We start from the raw sequence: 24,384 nt of genomic DNA on the forward strand, positions 1-24,384 counted from the left end.
TGAAGAATATATCCATGCACCTCATGATGATTCAATGCCTAAAATTTTGGCTAATGATTACGTGGGAGTAAATGCATACAGAGTTACAGAAATTGTAAACAATCTGAAGCATATTCCAAGCATGAATGAACTACATAAATGGATGAGATCGGGAGAGGATCAGGATGGCGGAAGAGTCAAAGAAGCCTGCAGCATCGACAGAGCGCGTCGATGAAGGAGAGCTTCTGAATGCGTTGATGGCCCTGAAAAAGGGCGATTTTTCGTTTCGAATGCCGTATGATAAGACCGGTATTGCCGGAAAGGTAGCAGACACGTTCAACGAGATCATGGACATGCAAGAGAGTCTGGTCAGCGAAATCGCAACCGTATCGGAAATTGTGGGCAAGGAAGGCAAGCTTTCCAGAAGATTTAATCATAAGAATACCGGCGGCTCCTGGGAGCATGTCATTGAGGCGCTTAACCGGCTGGTCAGCGATCTGGTTCAGCCGACGGCAGAGGTAGCACGCGTCATTAATGCGGTGGCTCAAGGGGACTTGACCCAAAAGGTTGACGTTGAAGTTGAGGGCAGGCCGCTAACGGGGGAATATCTGCGGATAGCGAACAATATCAACATTATGGTAAATCAGCTCAGCACCTTTGCCTCCGAGGTAACACGGGTCGCTCACGAGGTCGGAACCGAAGGCAAGCTTGGCGGACAAGCAGATGTTAAAGGCGTCTCCGGCACCTGGAAGGTGCTCACGGACAGCGTTAATAATATGGCGGCTAATTTAACGAATCAGGTTCGTAACATCGCAGCGGTAACCACAGCGGTGGCAAACGGGGACTTGAGCAAACAAATCAAGGTAGATGCCAAGGGTGAAATCCTGGAGCTGAAGGATACGATCAATACAATGGTCGATCAGCTGTCGATGTTTGCCTCTGAAGTAACACGGGTGGCCCGGGAAGTTGGAACTGAAGGTAAACTGGGCGGACAGGCTGAGGTTAAAGGGGTCTCCGGCACCTGGCGCGATCTGACGGAGAGCGTAAATGACATGGCCTCCAATCTGACGGATCAGGTTCGGAATATCGCGGTGGTTACGACGGCCGTCGCAAACGGGGATCTCTCCAAGAAGATCACAGCCAATGTTCAGGGTGAAATACTGGAATTGAAAATTACGATCAATACGATGGTCGATCAACTATCCACCTTTGCCTCTGAAGTTACCCGGATGGCCCGGGAGGTCGGAACCGAAGGGATTCTGGGCGGGCAGGCCGAGGTTACGGGGGTTGCGGGGACCTGGCGTGATTTGACCGAGACGGTTAACTACATGGCTTCGAACCTGACGAATCAGGTCCGGAATATTGCCGAGGTAACGACGGCGGTCGCCAAGGGCGACCTGTCCAAGCATATTACCGTAAATGCCAAGGGCGAGATTTTGGAATTGAAGAATACGATCAATATCATGGTGGATCAGTTATCCACCTTTGCCTCTGAGGTCACCCGGGTTGCCCGAGAGGTAGGCACCCTCGGCATGCTTGGCGGTCAGGCTCAAGTTCGGGGCGTCGCCGGTACCTGGCGTGATTTGACCGAAAGCGTCAATTATATGGCTTCGAATCTGACCAATCAGGTGCGCAATATCGCTGTAGTTACAACAGCAGTTGCCAATGGAGATTTGTCCAAGAAGATTACGGCGGATGTCCAGGGCGAGATTCTGGAGCTGAAAAATACGATCAATACGATGGTGGATCAATTGTCTACCTTTGCTTCAGAAGTAACGCGTGTGGCGCTTGAGGTGGGTACCGAAGGCAAGCTCGGCGGACAGGCTGAGGTTAAAGGCGTTGGCGGCACCTGGCGGGATCTGACAGAGGGCGTAAACAACATGGCCCGGAATTTGACCGACCAGGTGCGGGGAATCGCCGAGGTTACGACAGCTGTCGCCAGAGGCGATCTGTCCAAGAAGATCACCGTAGATGCCAAGGGCGAAATTCTGGAGCTGAAGAACACGATGAACACGATGGTGGATCAGCTCAGCCTCTTTGCCTCCGAAGTGACGCGTGTGGCGCGGGAAGTCGGAACCGAGGGGAAGCTCGGGGCGCAGGCGGATGTTAAGGATGTATCGGGAACCTGGAAGGATCTTACCGATACCGTAAATACGATGACCAGCAACCTGACGATTCAGATGCGGAACATTGCGGGTGTGACGACGGCGGTGGCCAATGGAGACTTGTCCAAGCAGATCACAGTCGATGTTAAAGGGGAACTGCTGGAGCTAAAAAATACGATCAACACAATGGTCGATCAGTTGAATTCCTTCGCTTCGGAAGTGACCCGGGTATCCCGCGAGGTCGGTACCGACGGCAAGCTCGGCGGACAGGCTCAAGTAAGAGGGGTTGGCGGGATCTGGAAGGATCTGACCGACAATGTAAATCTCATGGCGGCCAACTTGACGGATCAGGTGCGAGGCATCGCCAAGGTCGTCACGGCGGTAGCGAACGGTAATCTAAAGCAGAAGCTGAATGTGGAAGCCAAGGGCGAGATCGCGGCATTGACCGACACGATTAACAATATGACCGATACGCTGGCGACCTTTGCCGACCAGGTTACTACCGTTGCCCGCGAGGTAGGCGCGGAAGGGAAGCTCGGCGGTCAGGCTAATGTGCCCGGAGCTGCGGGCACCTGGCGCGATCTGACGGATAACGTTAATTACATGGCGAGCACGCTGACCTCACAGGTTCGGGCGATCACAACCGTCGCAACGGCTGTAACGAAGGGCGACCTGTCCCGAAGCATTGATGTAGCGGCTGCGGGCGAGGTTGCGATCCTTAAGGATAATGTGAACGAAATGATCCGTAATCTGAAGGAGACGACACGTATTAATACGGAGCAGGATTGGCTGAAGACCAATCTGGCGAAGTTCTCCAGGTTACTCCAGGGACAGCGGGACCTGAACGCGGTCTGCCGCATGATCCTGTCTGAGCTGGCCTCATTGGTATCCATGCAGCATGGCGTCATTTATATTAATGAGCCGGTCGGCGGGGAACCGACATTGGCACTGTTTGCCAGCTATGCTTATCAGCACCGGAAGCATCTTTCGAATCAGTTCCGGGCCGGTGAAGGGTTGATCGGACAATGTCTCATCGAGAAGCAGCGGATTCTGCTTGCCAATGTGCCCGAAGATTATGTCATGATCTCGTCCGGACTCGGCGAGGCCTCCCCATTAAATATTGTACTGCTTCCGATTCTGTTTGAGGATCAGGTGCTTGCGGTTATGGAGCTGGCTTCCTTCCGGGCGTTTACTCCAATCGATCTGGCCTTCCTGGATCAATTAACGGAATCGATCGGTATCGTCATGAACACACTTCAGGCTAACCGTCGAACAGAGGAATTACTGAAGCAGTCTCAATCATTGACGGAAGAGCTTCAGAATCAGCAGTTGGAGTTGAAGGAGACGAACGAGGAGCTGGAGGATAAAGCGAAGCTCCTTGTCCTCCAGAAGGCGGAAGTGGAAAGTAAGAACAACGAGGTTGAAATCGCGAGACGGATTCTAGAAGAAAAGGCGGAGCAGTTGGCGCTTACGTCACGGTATAAGTCCGAATTTTTAGCTAACATGTCTCACGAGCTGCGCACGCCGCTCAATTCTCTGCTTCTGCTGGCAGAGCAGCTGTCGGAGAACTCTGACCATAATCTGACCGAGGAGCAGGTCAAATTTGCAAGAACGATTCAGGATGCGGGAATCGAGCTTCTGGAGCTGATTAATGACATTCTGGATTTATCGAAAATTGAGTCCGGCACGGTTACAGCCGATTACAGCGAGTTAAAGCTCAGCGAGATGAAGGACAGTCTGGAGCGAAGCTTCCTCCCTATGGTGGAGGACAAGAAGCTAAGCTTCGAGATTGAGGTAGGGGCCGAGCTGCCTGAGAAAATGGTTACAGATCCGAAGCGGCTGCAGCAGGTTCTGAAGAATCTGCTCTCGAATGCCTTCAAATTTACCGAAGCAGGCCAGATTCTCCTGAAAATCAGCAAAGCGACAAGTGGCTGGGGAGCAGGCAGCGAGAAGCTGAATCGAGCCAAGGAGGTAATTTGCTTCTCCGTCAGCGATACAGGGATTGGGATTCCGGTGGACAAGCAGGCCATTATTTTTGAGGCGTTCCAGCAAGTTGACGGCAGCACCAGCCGCCAATATGGCGGCACAGGGCTTGGACTTGCGATCTCCCGTGAAATTGCCGTGCTGCTGGGCGGAGAAATCACACTATACAGCGTGGTGGGTAAGGGCAGCGTATTTAATTTGTATCTGCCTTTATATAGCAATGTGCCTGGTCATGAGCAGACAGCCTCGGAGGAAGCAGCGGATGACGGTTCTTCCAAATATGTTCCCGAGGTCATTGATGTGACGCCCCGTGAGCCAAAACGCAGCTCAGCCGCCAAGGAGGAGCGGGTGATCGTAGACGACAGGGATCATATTGAGGATGGCGATCTTGTATTTTTGGTTATTGAAGATGATCTGAAGTTCTGCGAGATTTTGATGGATATATTACATCGAAAAGGCATTAAGGCCGTGATTACGCCACGGGGAACCGGTGCATTGGAACTGGCGCAGAAATACCGACCTCATGCGATTACTCTTGATCTCCGGCTGAAGGATATTGACGGACGCCTGGTTATTGAGCAGCTTAAGAATGATCTGAGCGTGCGCCATATTCCGATCTGTGTGATTACGGTGGAGGAGGAAGAGATTCCATTGCGGCAGAAGGGTGTGTATGATTACATCTCCAAGCCGGTGAACAGCGAGGAACTGGAGAGCAAGCTGGATCAGCTTAAGGAATTTTCGCGAAAAAATATGCATCGCCTGCTTATCGTAATGGGTCAAGGAGAACAGCTTCAAGAGAGTGTTCAGTTCCTGGGCCATAGCGATGTGGAGATTGTCTCGGCAGATACAGGCCGTAAGGCGCTCAGACTGATTCGAAGCTCGCGTTTCGATACTATCTTGCTGGATAACGATCTGAAGGATATGGATTCATTGGACCTGATCCATGAGATTCATAAGCAGATGCATAACAAGTCAGTTCCTATTGTTCTATATCGTAGTCAGAAATGGACGGCTGAGCAGGAGACCCGGCTGGAGGAATTGATTCGTTTCTCGGTCATCAAGGAAGTGAAGAATCAAGTACAGATGATGGATGAAGTGAGCCTCTTCCTGCATAGCGTATCTGAGAATCTACCGGATGAATCCCGGGAGAAGCTGGTGAAGCTTCATGAGTCCGATGAGATGATCCAGTCGAAGCAGGTGCTGGTTGTGGATGATGATATCCGGAACATTTTTGCGCTGACCACGATTCTGGAGCGCCACAATATGCAGGTCACTTCTGCTGAGAATGGTCAGGAGGCTATCCAAATACTGGAGAGCCATCCGCAGATCGAAATTGTTCTGATGGATATTATGATGCCGATTATGGATGGATATGAGACAACGCGGGCAATTCGGAGCAATCCGAAATTCCGTGATTTGCCGATTATCGCATTGACGGCGAAGGCGATGGCAGGGGACCGTGAGGCATGTCTGGAGGCTGGCGCTTCCGACTATATTACGAAGCCTGTGAACAGCGCTCAGCTCCTTTCGATGATCCGCAGCTGGCTTGACCGACCGCAGGAGACGGAGGATTCCGAAGCTTCGGAATAAATAATGATCCTGTATCAACTAAACGTTCGCTCTAAACGTTCGCTTTATGCTTCCGAAGCGAGGGTGTCCCAAAAGTGATCATAAGATGAACTGAGGGACACCCTCGTTCATTTTATCAAATAAAAAGAAACCGCTCTCTGGAAAATGGAGGTACCCCCCAACCATAAACCAAAAAGAGACGGTTTCTTTGTACATACTTGGTCTAACGGACATTTTGTCTCCTTACAGTCCGCCTTTGGATGAGACAGAATTGTAGCGGACATTTTGGCTGCTTAGAGAGTAGAATCGAGTGAACCAGAGTCGTTTGAGCATCCTAAGCGCCCGAAATGTCCTTTACCCCTTCGAATCATGAGAAAAAGTCTGCTAAGAGTTTAGAATGTCCGTTAGCGAGTTTAAATTATCCGACAAGCGATATTAGGGAAGAGAAACAGCTACAGCAAAACGGATCATGACAGATGCTTGTTGATCCATTCAATACAGTCCTGTGTGACCTCGTTGCGGTTGATTTCGTTCAGCATTTCATGGCGCCCTTCGGCGTACAGCTTGAGCTGCACATCCCGGATACCTTGCCGGACATACATTTCTGCAAGCCGCTTCGGACCTGCGCCGTAGAGCCCGACAGGATCACTGTCTCCGCCCAATATGTACACTGGCTTATCTTTAGGAATAAGGGAGAGCTTGCTGCTCCTGTGAATCTCCCGAAGAAGGCCGAACATGCTGCTGAAGAAGCCCGCGCTGCAGATAAAGCCGCACATCGGGTTGTTGATGTATTTATCCACTTCCGCCTCATCCCGGGACAACCAGTCAAAGGGAGTTCTCATCGGCAGGAACCGCTTGTTGAAGCTTCCGAACGTAATAGCATTCATCAATAGACTTGGATGCTGTGGTCCTTGAAGCTTGCACTGAAGTGTTGCTAGCTGCTGTCCAAAGGACAGGAGACCGCGGGGGCCGTTCGTTCCGGACAGGAGGAAGCCGTGATAAGCCTCTGGTGCTTCATACATGACTTTCTGGGATAAGAAGGAGCCCATGCTGTGTCCGAATAGGAACAGCGGCAAGTCAGGGTAACGTGCAGAGATCAGTGAGCCTAACGAGATCATATCCCGGGCCATGCCGTTAAACCCGTCTTCTCCCGGCCACCCCAGCTCTTCCGGCGTTCCGGCTGTCTTTCCATGACCCCGGTGATCGTTCGCATAGACGACAAAGCCGGCCTCAGTCAGGGCAAGCGCGAAACGTTGATATCTGGCCGCCGTCTCGCTCATCCCGTGCGCAATTTGGATCATGCCTCGGATACGTTCAGACTCCGCAGGCAGCCAGCGATAGACAAATACATCATGCCCGGTATCGTTGGCGAAGGTAAAGGTTTCTTCCCGCATGCTCGACACTCCCTCCAGATCGGGTTAACAATGGAGCCTTACTTTTTCTCAACGGCGATCAAGTAAGGCGAATCCGGCTTTTGCAGTTGGCGGTACACCAGTGCCTGTCCCCTGCCTTGCGATAGAGCCGCCGCCCAGGCTTCCACTATAGCCGCTTCCTCACGTCCGCCGGAATGCCCGGGATAGAGAACGGCGGTAAGGACGCCTCTTGGCCTGAGCAGCTCAAGAGCCTGTTCAAGGGCAGGAATGGTACTGTGAGGGCTCGTGATCACGGCTTGATCGGCTCCAGAGGCGGGCAAATAGCCTAAATTGAACATAACGGCACCAATCTTCCCATTTGTCTCCGGAGGAAGCGCAGCCCCCATATCGGCATGGCTTTTTAACAGCAAGGTAACAGGTGAGAGCCGAAGCTTGCTCTCCTTATCTAGTCTGGTCTGGGTGAGCTGAAGGGCCTGCGGCTGAATGTCGAAGGCGTACACATGGCCGCGTGCTCCGCATATTCCTGCGAGGAAAAGGGTATCTGCTCCTGTGCCGGCCGTAGCATCTATAGCGGACTCTCCCGGCTGCAGGCGCTCACTGACCAATTTATGCGCAAAACTGAGAACGGATTGAAACCCCATGCTTACCCCCTCCAGTATTTCCCTTGCCAGGTATCGCGCTGCTTCAGTTCATCATCGATGGCATTGAGCACTTCCCACTTCTTAAGGCTCCACATCGGGCCGATCAGAAGATCCCTTGGAGCGTCGCCCGTCAATCGATGCACAATCATTTCCGGGGGAAGAAACTCAAGGGTATCGACAATCAATTTCACATATTCGTCCTGCTCCAGGAAACGAAGCAAGCCCGCTTCATATTGCTTGACCATCGGGGTCTTGCGCATCAGATGGAGCAGATGGATCTTGATTCCTTGCACATCCATATTGGCGACGGCCCGGCCGGTCTCCAGCATCATTTCATGACTCTCCTGAGGAAGTCCATAAATGATATGGGTACAGACGCGAATGTTATGCTTGCGCAGTTTCTCTACGGCGTCCAGATAGCATTGGGTATCATGCGCACGGTTAATCAGGGTGGACGTTGACTCATGAATCGTCTGCAGTCCCATTTCTACCCACAGATAAGTGCGCTCGTTCAACTCTGCCAGGTATTCGACGACATCGTCCGGCAGACAATCCGGGCGGGTTGCTATAGATAAACCTACGACACCCGGCTGCTCCAGGATGGCTTCATAGTATTCCCGTAATTCCTCCACCGGGGCATACGTATTGGTATAGGCTTGGAAGTATCCAATGTATTTGGCATGGGGCCATTTCAAATGCTGGCGGTCTCGAATTGTGTTGAACTGCGTCACCAGGTCGTCCCGGCGGCTTCCTGCAAAATCGCCGGAGCCGCGGGCGCTGCAAAATGTGCAGCCTCCTTTAGCGATGGAGCCGTCCCGATTGGGACAGGTGAATCCGGCATCGAGCATGACTTTAAATACTTTATCGCCAAATTGTTCCCGCATTTCGGTGTTCCAGGTATGAAACCGTTTATCACTCCACAATAAAGGGGCGGAAGGTTGTAATGTACTCATCGTTTCTCCTTAGTCCATGATGGATGTAATATAGTTGTCACATTTGAGAAAATTTCAGTATGAAAACCTAAAGGGCCTTGCGTTATGCGTATTCCCTGGAATCATTGTATCAAAAAAATAAAAAAAAGTGGAACAGTGAGCAGGAGCATTTCTTGCGGCTTATGACATATTATGCTATTTTTAAAATACCTAAAATTTGTTTGGACCCCAATTCCAATAAATCGAAGAAGGAATCCCAGCCCGTCTCCCCGGCGGCACCGGATTCCTTCTTCACTTTTTAAGAGGTTATTCAACTCGCATTTATACCGAATTACTCTTTACAATTGGACCGAACTTCGGCACAATGTTTCAGTAACTACTAGAAGGTGGAGGAATAAGATGCGTTTACGCGGCAGAAAAGGAATCCGTGAGGAGCTGGAGCAGCAACAGGATATCGTTGTTCTTGATCCGAGGGGCTATAAAGGGAAATGGGCGCAGGTGTTCGGCAATGACCGGCCGCTCTATATTGAGCTGGGCATGGGCAAAGGACAATTTGTCAGCGGCATGAGCTTCAAGCATCCTGCGTGTAATTTTGTGGGCATGGATATGTACGATGAGCTCATCCGGCGCGCAAGCGAGAAGGTGCGTTCGATCTGGAGCGGGACTCCGGAAGGAGAGCCTTCAAATGTGAGACTGGCCTTGGGAAACATTGAATCGATTGAGGAGTTTTTTGCTCCCGGAGAGGTTTCGCGCATCTATCTTAATTTTAGCGACCCATGGCCGAAGAAGAAGCATGCCCGGAGACGGCTTACTCATCCGCGCTTCTTGGATAAGTACTGCTCGCTGCTTAATCAGCAGGGCGAAATTCACTTCAAGACCGACTCACGCGAATTGTTTGAGTTCTCGCTGAATGCTTTTGCGGCCAAGGGACTTCAGATGAGCAATATATCTCTGAATCTTCATAAGGACGGCATCAATGAACAGCATGTCATGACGGAGTACGAGAGCAAGTTCTCCAAGCAGGGAATGCCGATCTATCGTTGTGAAGTGAAAATAGGAGAAACAGCGCTCGAGGCTTATCATCGGACGAAAATGGAAGAGTTCTAAAAATTAGCACCAACCATACAGGGGCCATCCAAAAGCGGATTGAATGATCTGCTTCTGGATGGCCCCTGCCGGTTCAGTTATTATTCTCTGTTAAAAAAGGATGACGCTCGATAAGTTCGATGATAGCTTGAGCGCTCTGCATCGGATAATAGCTGGCGATCGTGTCAAGCATCTCCGCACGTTCGCGAACGACTTCATCGTAATGATGCATCAGTCTATGAATCCAGGCTGTGATATCATCCAGCGAACTGATCGGAGTGCCCCAGCCCTGAGAAGTAAAGTACTGCGAGTTCTCTTCCTCCTGGCCGGGAAGCGGCTTGTGGAACAGCATGGGAATGGCTTTGGCCAGTCCCTCCGAGCAGGTCATACCGCCCGGCTTGGTAACAAGCAGGTCGGACACCTCCATCAGCTTGTCAATTTCACGGGTGAACCCGAGTAAATGAATGTGCGGATGAATAAAGCGCGGATCCTTCCTCATTTTCTCCAAAGATTTCGTATTGCTGCCAAAGCAGAAAATAATCTGAATCTGCTCGCGAAAGGAAGCCAAGTGGGCGTTAACCGCCTCGTCCTTCATGAATCCCCAGCCCCCGCCCATAACCAGCACAGTAGGCATCTCCTTCAAATGAAACTGCTCCCGAATGTCGCTTTTCTGGTGGCGTTCCCAGAAATTCGGGTGGACAGGAATCCCGGTAATTCTGATTTTATGGTCTTCGACCCCGCGTTCCAGCAGCTTTTGCCTCACTTGCTCGGTAGAGACCAAGTAGCTGTTCACCTCGGGGCTAATCCAGGTTCCATGGGCATCGTAGTCGGTGATCACCGTAGCCAGCGGCACATCGAGCAGATCAAGCCGCTTGATCCGGGAGATAATTGCACTTGGAATCGGATGCGTGCATACAATGACTTCCGGATGAAGCTGCTTGATGATTTGAATTGTATCTGTGTAAAACATTCGATGAAGAGCAAGCGTCGTCAATCGGTTCAGTGATTTTTTATAATTGCTTCTATACATCATTCGTATTAACCGTGGTTGCGTAGAGACCGTTTTTTTATAGGCGGTGATAATGATCGGTGCCATCCTGGGGTTCAAGAAGCTTCCCAGCTCCATGACTTTCGTCTGCACCTGTGGCGAAACTCTGCGTAAACTGCTTGATAGCGCATACGCCGCCTGCGTGTGCCCGGCTCCAAACCCTTCGGATAGAAGCAAGACTCTTTGTTTTTGCACTTAGTTTCACCTTTTCCTACAAGGTTTTCCTACCCAATACAATATCCCCTTTAAGGCCATAATGCAACCGTGCTAAGCGCGACAGCAGAGCCGATAATGCCTCCTGCGAGCACGTCTGAAGGATAGTGCAGACCCAGATAAATCCGCGAAATTCCAACGATCACAGCGATTGGTGCCAGAATGAGTGCAAGTAAAGGTTGGGTGGAAATAAAAGGAACAGTAATCGAGAAAATGGCTGTCGTATGTCCGGACGGAAAAGAATGGTCCGTCAGCGGATTACGGAATGTATTTGTTCCCGGAAGCGTCAAATAAGGACGAACCCGGGGGTAGATTTTTTTCGCCAAAGCAACAGGAATATGGCTGGCTGCAAGGGCGGCAAAAGCCTGCAATCCCGTTCTGCTCCATACTGGCGAAGGAGCGAAATACCAAATGGCGAGAGTGGATAATATCGTGAACCAGGCTCCTCCCAGATGGGTCAGATGGTATAGCCAGAAATTAAGAAAGCTGCGATGCAGTCTGCCATTGATCCCGACGAATAACCGTTGATCAAGCTCTACAAGTTTTTGAAACAATCTAGTCATGGGGGTATCCCTCCGCGTTTGGTGTGCCGCACGTACGGCCTTGACTGCCGCTGAAGCCGCATTTCAACGCAGCGATGGCAATATGGCTTGATTATAAAAGACATCTTTATCAAAAAGGTATCATAATTTTTAATTCTGCTTGAGTTAATATACCCTTTTTTTGATTTCTTGTGAATCAATCCTTTGAAGTTCTTGCTGCCCTGATTCAAATATTATCAAACAAGTTTAAAGGAAATTGATGTGTTGTGTAAACATTTTTACCCCAATCTTCGTTTGTATTAAATAGAGAGCGTAACAAACATTTACAAAACGCTGATTTTTTTCGAACGAAGGGGGGACTAAAGAAATAAAAAGAGCTAAAACTGACGAAAATAGGAAAGAATCGCAGCGAAACATGATGGAAACCCTCACTTACCGATAAATGCGCTGACTTCTGCTTATTTTGAAGGCAAGCAAGCTTTTACACCGGTTTGACAAATGGTGAAAACTCATGGAAAATCGAAAAAGCATTGAAATAAGAGCATTAGCTATTCAATGCTGAATGCTGCTTTCCCAGGCCAGCTAGGCAGACAAGGTTTAAGGTTAGGGTCATAAAAAAGATGTAAAGAAAAAAAGGGTCGACAGAAACTCCGCAAGGTAAAGAGAGACAAAACACAAGAATTCATAGGGGTTTAAAGGGGGTACTGAAAACATGTTTAACACGATCATTATTGTATTGCAGGTGCTGCTCGCTGTAATCGGAGTGTATCAGTTCGCTTTGTCGCTGTTCGGTATGTACAAAAAAAAGAAAAAAGAAGTCCACGCTCCGTCCAAATCCTTCGCTGTGCTCGTAGCGGCGCATAATGAGGAGCAGGTTGTCGGCGCTTTAATGGAAAACCTGAAAAATTTGAACTATCCGAAAGAACTGTACGATGTGTTTGTGATATGCGATAACTGTACGGATTCAACTGCTGAAATTGTTAGAAGCCACGGGATGAATGCCTGTGTACGCGTTAACCCGAACCTGCGGGGCAAGGGCTACGCGATTGAGTGGATGCTGAAAGAGCTCTGGAAGATGCCGCGCCAATATGACGCCGTTGTTATGTTTGATGCTGACAATCTGGCACATCCGGACTTTCTGAGCGAAATGAACAATGATCTTTGTTCCGGCGCCCGGGTTATTCAAGGTTATATAGATACGAAAAATCCGGAGGATTCCTGGATCACTGCGTCGTACGGGATCTCTTACTGGTACTGTAATCGTCTCTGGCAGCTTTCCCGGCATAACCTGGGTATGGCCAATTTTCTGGGCGGTACGGGGATGTGCTTTGAGACCGATCTTCTTAAGGAAATTGGCTGGGGAGCCACCAGTCTTGTAGAGGACCTGGAGTTCACCATGCGTTGCGTGAAGCGGGGGATCTACCCGGTGTTTAACTATGATGCGAAGCTGTTTGACGAGAAGCCGCTTACCTTTAAAGCGTCTGCACGTCAACGTCTGCGGTGGATGCAGGGGCATTTCACGGTAGCTCGAAGATATTTCTTCCCGCTGCTCTGGAGAAGCTTGAAGGAACGCAGCATGGTCAAGCTGGACATGGCGCTGTATGGCGTTAACGTCTATATCGTCCTGCTGACATTTCTGTTGACCGCACTGATCTGGTCGGATCAAACGATCTTTGGCGGACCGCATTTTGATACGCTGTACTCGCACTTCCCGTTATGGATTTCCTTTGTTGCGATTGCAGCGAATGTATTTACTTTCCTGGCGGCGATGGCATTGGAGAAGGTGACATACAAGAAGGTATATGCTTATTTGGTGCTGTTTCCAATCTATCTGCTGTCTTGGTGGCCGATTACGTTCTATGCGTTCTTCACGCAGAACAACAAGCAGTGGAGTCATACGCAGCATACTCGCGTTGTCCGTCTAGAAGAAGTCCAAAAAGGGTAGAGGTAACTTAATTATCGACTTTTGATCACGAAGTAAACTCAAGTAGAATATTCGGCGTCGAATCTTGAACTCAGCCTGGGTCTTCCGTTGCTCACGTAGGTTTTGCCTACGCTCCGCTACTCAGACCCAGGCTTTATTCAACCTTCTCGGTGCTGAAAAGCCGATAATTAAGTCTTTATTGAGAGGTACCTTAAACAAGGAACTTTGATCACGAAGTTATTCATCTCTTTCTTCGTTCTATGACAATAGGCGTTAGAAACGGATTTGATGCTGAACTTTTGTATGGAATATCGTACAAAAGTCATCGTTGTAATGTCCAAATAAGCAATTTTGTACGAAAATCCGCACAAATGCTTTCAATTATGGGGTGGACAGCCTCATTTTGTACGATTATTCGTACAAAATGACCTCGTATAGTACTATAATGTACTTTTTTATAGGAAGAATCGTATAAAACTTGCTTCAATGACGGTGATGATTCATACAGAAGATTACACTGAAAAGCTAATGGGGAGTAAGTGGGTACTCAGTGGGTACTCAGTGGGTACTCAGTGGGTACTCAGTGGGTACTCAGGTGGGGCATAGGGTGGTACTCAGGTGGAATTTAAGTTTGGATCAAATTTTGGATCAAGTAAGCGTCTTTAGGGCAGCTTTTGATCATCTCTATTATTTCGATATGTGGTGTTTGGTATTTCAACAGGCAACCTGACGCTAACAGCAGGTGGTCCCCGAATTTGTATCCTGCTCTTGTATCCTGATCGTGTTTCCTCGTTTTATTTTCTTTCCCTTGACAATGATCTGCGTGCTGTGTTAAAGTATTTGAGTGTTGCAACAATAACAGTTTTGGATTGCAAGCAGAGGCTCTAGCTTCTCACCTGACCGACGATGGCGTTGGCTGGTATTGATCCAATGATTTATGAATGCTTATGTTCATGATGAATTGACGATCAAACGGGATGCGGGCGCCTAAACCTGCATCCCTTTTTTATTGAACCTAATCAATGGAGGTGGAGAATTATCAGTAAGGAACATATGATCAATGATGAGATTCGGGTGAAGGAAGTTCGTCTGGTTGGACCTGAAGGTGAACAGATTGGAATTAAGCCTACCCGTGAAGCGCTGCAAATGGCAATCGATTTGAATCTGGATCTCGTCAATGTAGCACCGACGGCCAAGCCGCCTGTCTGCCGCATCATGGATTACGGAAAATTCCGTTATGAGCAGCAGAAGAAAGAAAAGGAAGCCCGTAAGAACCAGAAGATCGTGGACATCAAGGAAGTTTGGTTCCGCGCCAATATTGAGGAACATGATTTTCAAACAAAGCTTCGCAATGTGGTTAAGTTCTTGAATGAAGGCGATAAGGTAAAATGCTCGGTTCGCTTCCGCGGCCGTGAAATTACCCATGCAGATATCGGTAAGAAAATTCTTGACCGCGTCAAGGAAGAGGTTGCCGAGATCTCTGCCGTAGAACGTCTTCCAAAATTGGAAGGCCGCAGCATGATTATGATTCTGGCGCCTAAAAGCTAAGCGCATTGAACACAAACTATGAGGGGGAAGTACCATGCCTAAAATGAAAACTCACAGCAGTCTGAAAGACCGCTTCAAAATTACCGGTTCCGGTAAAGTAAGACGTTACAAAGCAAACCGCAATCACTTGCTGTCCCATAAGTCCAAACGCGCAAAACGTGTATTGGCAAACAGCCCTGTGGCTTATTCCGGTGACGTTAGCCGTTTGAAGCAACAACTTGCAAACTTGAAATAATCATTTACACAACTTATTGGGAGGTTTATTGATATGGCAAGAGTAAAAGGCGGATTTGTAGTTCGTCGTCGTCATAAAAAAGTATTGAAGCTGGCAAAGGGTTACTTTGGTTCGAAACATCGCATTTTCAAAACTGCTAACGAGCAAGTTATGAAATCGATGCAATATGCTTACCGGGATCGTCGTACGAAGAAACGCGACTTCCGCAAGCTTTGGATCGTTCGTATTAATGCGGCTGCTCGCATGAACGGCTTGTCCTACAGCAAATTGATGCACGGCCTTAAACTGGCTGAAGTCAACATCAACCGCAAAATGCTGGCTGACTTGGCTGTAAATGATATTAATGCGTTCAATTCCTTGGCGACTGTAGCTAAAGAAAAAATCAACGCTTAATTTATGAAGTCTATACCGCCGTCACAGAATGACTTGATTCATTCCGGTGACGGCGGTTTTATTATGAGGTGTGAAAAGTATATAATTGGGCACGATAAGAGAGGGATTTATAAGGAAGAAATGTGCTGCAGAAGGCAGAAGTTCACATCTATCAAACATAGGATGGGAACTATGTCGAAAGGAAGCGTTTGCTTTTACAAAAAGACGAAACTTATTTAACCATAGGTTATTAAAAGTATGGATTTTAGGTGTTTTTAAAGGTATAATCGGTCTGTGCAGAAATGGACAAAATTTTTAAGGGGGATTATACGTTAATGAACAAGGTCTTCAAGTATTCTCTAGTCATGGTGCTCGCATTGACAATGGTTCTGACAGGATGCGGCAACAACAGCAAGAACAATGCAGCGAACAACACTTCTGATAATGGTGCTGCAACCAACAACTCCAGCGGCGCTGGTAACAGCGGTGACAGCAAGGGCTCCGATATCAAGATCGGCCTTGTAACTGACGTAGGCGGCGTAAACGACAAATCCTTTAACGAATCGGCTTGGGAAGCTCTGGAAGCATTGAACGCTGAGCAAGGTATTCAGCATCAATACCTTCAAAGTACAACAAGCGCGGATTATCTTCCTAACCTGAACGAATTCGTTCAAGGCGGATATGATCTGACTTGGGGAATTGGCTTTGACCTCGGCGATGCTGTTAAACAAGTGGCCGACGCTAATCCGGAAGCAAAGCTTGCCATTATCGACGCGGTAGTTGAAGCTGCCAACGTTGAATCGGTAACCTTTGCCGAGAACGAAGGATCCTTCCTCGTAGGTGTGGTTGCTGGTCTGACTACAAAGACAAATAAGATCGGCTTCATCGGCGGCATGGAAAGTCCGGTTATCAAGCGCTTTGAAGTAGGCTTCAAGGCAGGGATTGAAGCGGTTAATCCTGATGCGAAGCTGACGATTACTTATGCAGGTGCCTATGACAAGCCTGACGTTGGTAAATCTTTGGCGAGCCAATTGTTCGATGACGGCGCGGACATTATTTTCCCAGCTGCCGGACAAACAGGCAACGGCGTATTTAACGAAGCAACTGCACGCAACGCTGCCGGTGGTGCCAACAAATTGTGGGTTATCGGCGTAGATAAGGACCAATCGATTGAATTCGGCGACGAAGTAACGCTGACTTCGATGGTGAAACGCGTTGACGTAGCGGTTAAGAACGTATCCCAGCAAGTTATTGACGGTACGTTCAAGGGCGGACAAGTTACCAACCTGACTTTGAAGGATGACGGCGTAGGCTTGCCGGAAACTTCGAAGGCAAACGTAAGCCAAGAAATCCTGGACAAGGTCGAAGAGTTCAAACAGAAAATTATCAACGGTGAAATTACAGTTCCTGCTGAATAATCCCGTATAGATAAATCTCAAGACCCATTCCGATATAAAAAATGTAAAGCACAAACAAGCAAGGCCAGTGATGTATAACTGGCCTTGTTGTTTGCTTAAATCCCAAATGATGAGGGTGATTTCATGAGCACTGCGGCTGCGGCTCCTGTGGTCGAGTTGAAGCAAATCACAAAGCGTTTCCCTGGCATTATTGCCAATGACTCCATCAGTTTGACCCTCCGCAAAGGGGAAATTCATGCGCTGCTCGGAGAGAACGGCGCTGGCAAATCGACTTTGATGAATATTCTATTTGGCCTTTATCAGCCAGATGAAGGCACGATTGAAATGAACGGCACACCGGTTACGATTGACAATCCGAATAAGGCGATTAAATACGGAATCGGCATGGTTCACCAGCACTTTAAGCTTGTCCAGCCTTTCACGGTGACAGAGAATATCATTCTGGGTATGGAGCCTAAAAAAGGACTAAATATCGACTATAAATCAGCATCCGCGCAGGTGGCCAAGCTGTCGGAACAATATGGACTTCAGGTCAACCCTAACTCGAAGATTCAAGACATTTCGGTAGGAATGCAGCAACGCGTCGAAATTATGAAGACGTTGTACCGGGGCGCTGATATTTTAATATTTGATGAACCTACTGCGGTATTGACACCACAGGAAATCGAAGAGTTAATGGCCATTATGCGCCGCTTGGTGGCGGAAGGAAAGTCCATTATTCTAATTACGCATAAGTTAAAAGAAATCATGGAAATTTCGGATCGGGTGACGATCATCCGCAGGGGGAAGGTCATTGATACCGTAGATACGGACAAGACCAATCCGAGCGATCTCGCCGAAAAAATGGTCGGACGCAGTGTTTCGTTCAAGATTGACAAGGACGAGCCGAACATTGGCCAGCCTGTACTGGAAATGAATCAGGTAAGAGTGGAAAGCAAAGAAGGCGTTTCTCTTCTTAACGGGCTTGACCTGGTAGTCAGAGCCGGAGAGGTCGTCGGAATTGCCGGTGTGGACGGGAACGGCCAGACCGAGTTAATCGAGGCCATTACCGGACTGCGTAAAATCAATTCGGGAACGATTACCCTGTCAGGCAGAAGTATTACCAATCTGCCAACAAGGAAAATTATTGAAAGCGGTGTGTCGCATATTCCCGAAGACCGTCACAAGCACGGTCTGGTTTTGGATTTCTCCGTCAAGGAGAATATGATTTTGGAAACCTATTACAAGACTCCCTACAGTAAGGGCGCTTTCCTGGATCAGCGCACGATTGGCGAATATGCAGGAAAGCTAGTCAAAGACTTCGATGTTCGTACACCGGATATTGAGACCAAGGCTCGTTCGTTGTCCGGAGGAAATCAGCAGAAGGCGATTATTGCGCGGGAAATAGACAAGAATCCCGATTTTCTTATTGCAGCTCAACCTACACGGGGCTTGGACGTAGGCGCCATTGAATTTGTACACAAGCAATTAATCGCGCAACGCGATCAGGGCAAAGCCGTTCTTCTTGTCTCGTTCGAGCTGGATGAAATCATGAATGTTGCCGATCGGATCGCGGTTATTTATGGCGGAAAAATCGTCGGAGAAGTGTATCCGAAAGACACCAATGACCAGGAGCTCGGACTAATGATGGCAGGCTTTATTGATAAAGGGGGACAAAAGGGTGAATAAGCTGCGCAAAATATTTACGCTCGACAGCCTTGTCGTGCCTTTAGTCGCCATTGTGCTAGGCCTGATCGTAGGGGCTTTGGTCATGCTTCTCGGGAATTATAATCCGATTGAGGCCTACTCCGCGCTTATTAAACGTGTGGTCGGCAGTCCATATCATGTGGGGGAGACCATTCGTCAGGTCACGCCTCTGATCTTTACCGGTCTGGCTGTTGCCTTTGCCTTCCGTTCAGGGATGTTCAACATCGGGGCGGATGGTCAGGTGCTGATCGGTATGACGACAGCCACGGCCGTATCGTTGTCTCTGGATGGCGTACATGCTCTGGTTTCAGTTCCGCTGGCAGTAATCGCTGGTGGACTTGCAGGCGGATGCTGGGCTGCAATTGCCGGCTTCCTCAAGGCGAAACGGGGAATTAACGAGGTTATTACGACGATTATGCTGAACTGGGTCGCTCTTTACTTCTCGAACTATATTATTCGTCACTTCTTCCTGTTAAAAGGACAGAACCGTTCCGAAGATATTCAGGCATCCGCTTCGATGACCTTCTTGTCTTCAATCTTCGATAATGCCCGTGTGCACTGGGGGACAGTAATTGCACTGATCGCAGCGGCATTCTTTTATATTTACTTATGGAAAACAAAGCAGGGCTATGAAATGCGCGCCGTGGGCTTTAATCAGCATGCGGCTGAATATGCAGGGATGAACGTGGGCCGCAATGTCATCAAGGCGATGTTCATCAGCGGCGTGTTCGCCGGCTTGGCCGGCACCTTTGAGGTGCTTGGCGTATTCCATTTCCAATCCGTGTTTGCTGCATCTCCGGGGTATGGATTCGACGGAATTGCGGTTGCGTTGCTTGGGATGAACCATCCGATCGGCGTTGTATTCGCAGCGATTCTGTATGGAGGCTTGACTTACGGGTCGGCAGGCATGAGCTTTGCCGCCGGAGTTCCGCCTGAGCTTATTAAAATCATTATCGGCTCGATTATTTTCTTCATTGCTGCGCAAGGCATCGTACGCTTCATCCTAAAGCCGTTCTATCTCAAGCGCAAGAAAGAGAAGGTGCTGTAATATGGACGTTCTTACGCTGTTAGGCCAATTGCTGAACTCGACGCTCGTGTTTTCTACGGCTTTGATCTTTACGGCACTCGGCGGGATTTTCTCCGAACGTTCCGGCGTAGTCAATATCGGGCTGGAAGGTCTGATGATTTTCGGCGCATTTGCCGCCGGAGTAGGCACTTATTATGCTCAAGAGGCGGGCATGGGAAGCGCAGCCCCCTGGGTCGGCGTTATTTGCGCAATCTTTGTAGGCATCCTGGGCTCGTTGATCCATGCGTTAGCCTCCGTTACCTTTAAAGCGGATCAGACCATCAGCGGTATCGTCATTAACTTCCTGGCGGCCGGTCTGACCTTATTTATTGTGAAGCTGCTGTTTGACGGCTCTGCCGAGACACCGCTGATTAAAGTGTTTCATAAACAGGCTATTCCTTTGTTAAGAGACATTCCGATTATCGGCGAGGGATTCTTCAATGCCTATCCGACCACTTATCTGGCTTTGATTCTGGTGGCAGTAGCATTCTATGTGCTGTACAAAACGCCGTTCGGCCTTCGTCTGCGTTCGGTGGGCGAGTACCCGGGAGCGGCAGACACGCTAGGGGTAAATGTGTCCCGTATGCGTTATATCGGCGTTATGATTTCCGGCGCATTGGCCGGATTGGGCGGGGCAACGATTACGTTAACGACAACCAGTTTGTTCTCGCACAACACCATTTCCGGACAAGGCTATATTGCGATAGCCGCAATGATCTTCGGGAAATGGAATCCGGTGGGTGCCTTTGGGGCAGCGATGTTCTTCGGGTTCTCCCAAGCGATTCGGAACTATGTGCAATTGTTTGAATGGTCGAGAAGTATTCCGCAGGAATTTATCTTCATGATCCCGTATGTACTGACGATTATCGTGCTTGTCAGTGCGGTGGGGAGAGCCTCCGCACCGTCTGCGCTCGGGACTCCTTACGATCCTTCCAAACGCTAATGATCCAAGAACTGTATCCCGAGGCCGAATTCCATCGGCTTTGCGGATACAGTTTTTTTTATGCCCATTTCTTAGCCTCAAGGCGATGGCTCAAACAGCGGCGAAGTCCCGGGAATATAGTAATTTGAACGAGATTACGATATACGAAGGAGGAAGCTGAAATGGCCACGAAGGTGACAAGGAAAGAAGCGGAAAAATGGGTCGGGAAATCGATTGTCGCTTATAAAAAGGACGGAAGCGTTGTCAGCGGCAAACTGGTCAAGGTTAGCGGCGGTCGTCTATACGTAAGGCAGAATCCAGGGAAAAAGGTAAAGACGAAGGCCATCATTCCATTAGTTTTGTTTGATTTGCTTGCAATTGGAGCATCGCCATACGCCTACGGCGGAGGTTATGGAGGCTACGGTTATGGAGGCTATGGACCATACGGGGGATATAGTCCTTATGGCTATGGACCGGGCCCTTATGGAGGGGGCTTCTGGTAAGGACTATCTTCGGTTTAAAAGCTCCTTTTCCAGTTCAAAGCATTGAGAGGGCTTCATGTAACGGATGGTTTGATATCCTAAATTTTTGTAAAATAAGTGTGCTCTGGTGTTGTCGAAGTCTACCATAACCTTTGACTTTACACAGCCGCGTGAACTGGCAAAATTCTCAGCATGTGCCAGGAGCGTCTTTCCAAGGCGGTTGCGACGATAGGATGGAGCAACCGCCATCATGTCAATATAGAGCAGTTCCCCATGCATCATGAAGTGGATAAATGCGATAGGGTCTGATTCATAATCTTTGGATGCTACCAGGGTAACGCCATGGGATAGCCGTTTGGGCACGTCCTTAACCACTGTCTTCAGTTCACTTGGAGACAGGTGGGAGAGCGGGACAAGCTCCTTGCAGATCAGATCATGAATGACAGGATCGTCCTGCTTGGGTCTTCTGTATCTAATCATTTCACACATCCTCCTTGCCTGGGCCATTACCCATATCATATGTCGAAAATCTTAAAGCGTTCGTCTTTTGATCACGAAGTGATTCAAGAGGATAATTCGACTTACTTTTGTGCAGATTAAAATTAAGGTATTGACTCTGAATGTAAACTAATCATATAATGTGTCTAAACATTTTAACGACTATATCAAACGGCTATGATGAGGACGAAGGTTAAGGGCTCTTTGCTCAGAGAGTGGATGGATTTGCTGAGACCATCTGCCATTACCCCTTAAATGCGAGCTCACCTCGGAGCTGTTTTTCTGAAAAGTTGGATACCGGTCCTCCGGCATATCCCGCCTATTAGGAGAAATCGTCGGGTCTGCGTTAAAGACCACGGGTAGTAGCTGGAATGCTGTACCCGTCAAGGTCTGATTCCGTGAGGAGTCGGGTAAAAATGGGTGGTACCACGGAAGCAAAGCCTTTCGTCCCTCGGAATAGGAGACTATTCCGGCGGACGGAAGGTTTTTTTGTTATATAAATATATCCAATCTTTGGAAGGAGGATGACTGATGAGCGCGCAAATTCCTGAAGTGCGGTCTACAGAACAATTACGTGAGAAATGGATGAAACCGGAAGTGATTTCCGGCTCCGAAATCTTGCTTCGCAGTTTGCTATTGGAAGGTGTCGAGTGCGTCTTCGGTTATCCAGGTGGGGCGGTATTGTATATCTACGATGCCCTGTACGGATTTACTGATTTCCACCATTTGCTGACAAGACATGAACAAGGAGCGATTCATGCAGCAGATGGCTATGCACGCGCGAGCGGCAAAGTCGGTGTGTGTATTGCAACCTCCGGTCCGGGTGCAACCAATACGGTCACGGGAATTGCAACAGCTTATATGGATTCAGTGCCTCTTGTGGTGATTACGGGGGAACGTCGTGTCAAGCTTGATCGGAACCGATGCTTTCCAAGAAGCCGATATTACCGGGATCACGATGCCGATTACCAAACACAGCTATCTGGTACGAAATGTGGAGGATTTGCCGCGGGTGATTCATGAGGCATTCCACATTGCAAATACAGGCAGAAAAGGTCCGGTACTGATCGATATTCCGAAGGATGTCTCGGCAGCCAAGACCTTGTTCGAGCCAGTGCAGAACGTTCATCTGCGCGGCTACCAGCCAACGGTGAAGCCGAACAGACTTCAGCTGGATAAGCTGGCTGCGGCGATTCAAGAATCGGAACGTCCGGTTATCCTGGCCGGCGGCGGTGTCGTCTACGCCGGAGCGCACGAGGCGCTGCTCGAATTCGTAAACATCACTCAAATCCCGATTACCACAACACTGCTTGGTCTTGGAGGTTTCCCGAGCGGACATGAATTGTGGATGGGAATGCCGGGAATGCACGGTACGCTTACGGCGAACCGCTCCATTCAGGAAGCGGATCTCCTCATCAGTCTGGGGGCACGGTTCGATGACCGCGTAACCGGAAAATTGGACGGATTCGCTCCGCATGCGAAAATCGCACATATCGATATCGACCCGGCTGAGATCGGAAAAAATGTGAACACAGATATTCCGATTGTCGGGGATGTCAAGCACGTGCTGGAGCTGCTCATCCCGCTTGTGGCTCGGGCAGGCAAAGCGGATGCTTGGAGAGAGAAGATTGCAAAATCCAGCCAAGAGAACCCGTTCAAGTATAAGGACTCGGATAAGGTGCTTAAACCGCAATGGGTAATTGAGCTTTTGAACGAAACGACGGAGGGGCAAGCGATTGTAACAACGGACGTAGGTCAGCATCAAATGTGGGCTGCTCAATACTACAAGTTCAATCAGCCTCGCTCCTGGATCACATCCGGCGGCCTGGGGACAATGGGCTTCGGATTCCCGTCGGCCATCGGTGCTCAGATGGCTGCCCCGGATCGGCTGGTTATCTCGATCAATGGCGACGGCGGCATGCAGATGTGCGCTCAGGAGCTGGCGATTTGTGCAATCAACAACATTCCGGTTAAGGTGGTTGTCATTAACAACCAGGTGCTCGGGATGGTGCGGCAATGGCAAGAACTGATCTACGAGAACCGGTACAGCTTCATCGACCTGGCCGGCAGCCCTGACTTTGTGAAGCTTGCCGAAGCGTACGGGGTGAAGGGACTCCGGGCTACGAATAAGGAAGAAGCCAGACAGGCCTGGCAGGAGGCTCTGGATACACCGGGACCGGTGCTTGTGGAATTCGTCGTTGAGAAAGGCGAGAATGTCTATCCGATGGTACCTCAAGGCTCCACAATTGATCAAATGCTGTTGGGGGAAGATTAACATGATGAAGAACCATGCGATATCAGTATTAGTTAATGACCAGCCGGGTGTTCTTCAGCGGGTCGCGGGATTGTTCGGACGCCGCGGCTTCAATATCGAGAGTATTACGGTTGGCCAGTCGGAGGAAGAAGGCTTGTCCAGAATGGTCATTGTGACCCAGGGTGACGACAAGACTTTGGAACAGATTGAGAAGCAGCTCTACAAATTGATTGATGTTATTAAGGTAGTGAACCTTAGCTCGAGACCGATGGTTGGCAGAGAACTTGCATTGATTAAGGTGAAATCAGAGCCTTCGGAGCGCCCGGAGATCATGGGCGTAGTCGAAACCTTCCGCGCTGCGGTAGTTGATATCGGTACGAGCAGCATGATTGTTCAGGTTGTGGGTGACACCGAGAAAATTGATGCGATGATTGAGTTGCTTAGTCCGTATGGAATTAAGGAATTGTCCCGGACCGGAGTAACTGCTATGATTCGAGGGAACGCTTAG

The 24,384-nt window shown here is 49.1% G+C and carries 18 protein-coding genes and 1 pseudogene; 13 read left to right on the top strand and 6 right to left on the bottom strand.

The window, feature by feature from the left end; translation table 11 throughout:
• Window positions 1-164 precede the first annotated feature (164 nt).
• The gene (locus TX85_RS02495) at window positions 165-5,657 is read left to right on the top strand and encodes a HAMP domain-containing protein (protein ID WP_044477572.1); all 5,493 of its coding nucleotides are present in this window, start codon (window positions 165-167) and stop codon (window positions 5,655-5,657) included.
• Window positions 5,658-6,103: 446 nt separating this feature from the next.
• On the opposite strand, the gene TX85_RS02500 is transcribed toward TX85_RS02495, so the two are convergent.
• The 3 genes from TX85_RS02500 to TX85_RS02510 are packed head-to-tail and all read right to left on the bottom strand — an operon-like array spanning window position 6,104 to window position 8,603.
• Entirely contained in the window at window positions 6,104-7,030 is a 927-nt protein-coding gene (locus TX85_RS02500; RefSeq protein ID WP_044477573.1) for an alpha/beta hydrolase, read from the bottom strand.
• A gap of 38 nt (window positions 7,031-7,068) precedes the next feature.
• On the bottom strand, window positions 7,069-7,650 hold the full coding sequence (locus TX85_RS02505) for a class I SAM-dependent methyltransferase (RefSeq protein ID WP_044477574.1): 582 nt from the start codon (window positions 7,648-7,650) through the stop codon (window positions 7,069-7,071).
• Between the two features lie 2 nt (window positions 7,651-7,652).
• On the bottom strand, window positions 7,653-8,603 hold the full coding sequence (locus TX85_RS02510) for a TIGR01212 family radical SAM protein (RefSeq protein ID WP_044477575.1): 951 nt from the start codon (window positions 8,601-8,603) through the stop codon (window positions 7,653-7,655).
• Between the two features lie 378 nt (window positions 8,604-8,981).
• On the opposite strand from TX85_RS02510, the gene trmB reads away from it, so the two are divergent.
• Window positions 8,982-9,689 carry a tRNA (guanosine(46)-N7)-methyltransferase TrmB gene (trmB, locus tag TX85_RS02515; protein WP_044477576.1) on the top strand — a complete coding sequence of 236 codons (708 nt, stop codon included), beginning with the start codon at window positions 8,982-8,984 and terminating at the stop codon, window positions 9,687-9,689.
• Window positions 9,690-9,762: 73 nt separating this feature from the next.
• Here the strand turns inward: trmB and TX85_RS02520 are convergent, their stop codons facing one another.
• Both TX85_RS02520 and TX85_RS02525 read right to left on the bottom strand, forming a co-directional pair.
• Window positions 9,763-10,911 carry a UDP-N-acetylglucosamine--LPS N-acetylglucosamine transferase gene (locus tag TX85_RS02520; protein ID WP_044477577.1) on the bottom strand — a complete coding sequence of 383 codons (1,149 nt, stop codon included), beginning with the start codon at window positions 10,909-10,911 and terminating at the stop codon, window positions 9,763-9,765.
• A 50-nt stretch (window positions 10,912-10,961) separates the two neighbouring features.
• On the bottom strand, window positions 10,962-11,492 hold the full coding sequence (locus tag TX85_RS02525) for a phosphatase PAP2 family protein (RefSeq protein ID WP_044477578.1): 531 nt from the start codon (window positions 11,490-11,492) through the stop codon (window positions 10,962-10,964).
• A 691-nt stretch (window positions 11,493-12,183) separates the two neighbouring features.
• Here TX85_RS02525 and TX85_RS02530 point away from each other — a divergent pair.
• The 9 genes from TX85_RS02530 to TX85_RS02570 all read left to right on the top strand — a co-directional run bounded on the left by TX85_RS02530 (window position 12,184) and on the right by TX85_RS02570 (window position 21,145).
• Window positions 12,184-13,416 carry a glycosyltransferase family 2 protein gene (locus TX85_RS02530; RefSeq protein ID WP_044477580.1) on the top strand — a complete coding sequence of 411 codons (1,233 nt, stop codon included), beginning with the start codon at window positions 12,184-12,186 and terminating at the stop codon, window positions 13,414-13,416.
• Between the two features lie 1,032 nt (window positions 13,417-14,448).
• Window positions 14,449-14,943, top strand: a complete 495-nt coding sequence (infC, locus tag TX85_RS02535) for a translation initiation factor IF-3 (protein WP_044477581.1) — start codon at window positions 14,449-14,451, stop codon at window positions 14,941-14,943.
• 34 nt (window positions 14,944-14,977) lie between these two features.
• Window positions 14,978-15,178, top strand: a complete 201-nt coding sequence (gene rpmI / locus TX85_RS02540; RefSeq protein WP_044477582.1) for a 50S ribosomal protein L35 — start codon at window positions 14,978-14,980, stop codon at window positions 15,176-15,178.
• Between the two features lie 33 nt (window positions 15,179-15,211).
• Complete coding sequence (rplT, locus tag TX85_RS02545) at window positions 15,212-15,571, top strand: 50S ribosomal protein L20 (RefSeq protein ID WP_044477583.1); 360 nt, start codon at window positions 15,212-15,214, stop codon at window positions 15,569-15,571.
• Window positions 15,572-15,885: 314 nt separating this feature from the next.
• Window positions 15,886-16,968 (top strand): BMP family lipoprotein, encoded by a 1,083-nt coding sequence (locus TX85_RS02550; RefSeq protein WP_044477584.1) that lies wholly within the window; start codon window positions 15,886-15,888, stop codon window positions 16,966-16,968.
• Window positions 16,969-17,091: 123 nt separating this feature from the next.
• On the top strand, window positions 17,092-18,636 hold the full coding sequence (locus TX85_RS02555; RefSeq protein WP_044477585.1) for an ABC transporter ATP-binding protein: 1,545 nt from the start codon (window positions 17,092-17,094) through the stop codon (window positions 18,634-18,636).
• The gene (locus tag TX85_RS02560; RefSeq protein WP_044477586.1) at window positions 18,629-19,702 is read left to right on the top strand and encodes an ABC transporter permease; all 1,074 of its coding nucleotides are present in this window, start codon (window positions 18,629-18,631) and stop codon (window positions 19,700-19,702) included. The genes TX85_RS02555 and TX85_RS02560 overlap by 8 nt, the downstream gene beginning before the upstream one ends.
• Window position 19,703: 1 nt before the next feature.
• Complete coding sequence (locus TX85_RS02565; RefSeq protein ID WP_044477587.1) at window positions 19,704-20,663, top strand: ABC transporter permease; 960 nt, start codon at window positions 19,704-19,706, stop codon at window positions 20,661-20,663.
• 161 nt (window positions 20,664-20,824) lie between these two features.
• Window positions 20,825-21,145 carry a hypothetical protein gene (locus TX85_RS02570; RefSeq protein ID WP_044477588.1) on the top strand — a complete coding sequence of 107 codons (321 nt, stop codon included), beginning with the start codon at window positions 20,825-20,827 and terminating at the stop codon, window positions 21,143-21,145.
• A 3-nt stretch (window positions 21,146-21,148) separates the two neighbouring features.
• Here TX85_RS02570 and TX85_RS02575 read toward each other — a convergent pair whose 3' ends face one another.
• Window positions 21,149-21,604, bottom strand: coding sequence for a GNAT family N-acetyltransferase (locus TX85_RS02575; protein WP_044477590.1), 456 nt, complete (start codon window positions 21,602-21,604; stop codon window positions 21,149-21,151).
• Between the two features lie 549 nt (window positions 21,605-22,153).
• Between TX85_RS02575 and ilvB the strand changes: the two are divergent.
• Both ilvB and ilvN read left to right on the top strand, forming a co-directional pair.
• Window positions 22,154-23,897 (top strand): annotated as a pseudogene (gene ilvB, locus TX85_RS02580) (biosynthetic-type acetolactate synthase large subunit).
• 4 nt (window positions 23,898-23,901) lie between these two features.
• The gene (gene ilvN, locus TX85_RS02585) at window positions 23,902-24,384 is read left to right on the top strand and encodes an acetolactate synthase small subunit (RefSeq protein ID WP_374705659.1); all 483 of its coding nucleotides are present in this window, start codon (window positions 23,902-23,904) and stop codon (window positions 24,382-24,384) included.

The sequence above is a fragment of the Paenibacillus antibioticophila genome (genome assembly GCF_000455265.1).
Classification (GTDB): domain Bacteria; phylum Bacillota; class Bacilli; order Paenibacillales; family Paenibacillaceae; genus Fontibacillus; species Fontibacillus antibioticophila.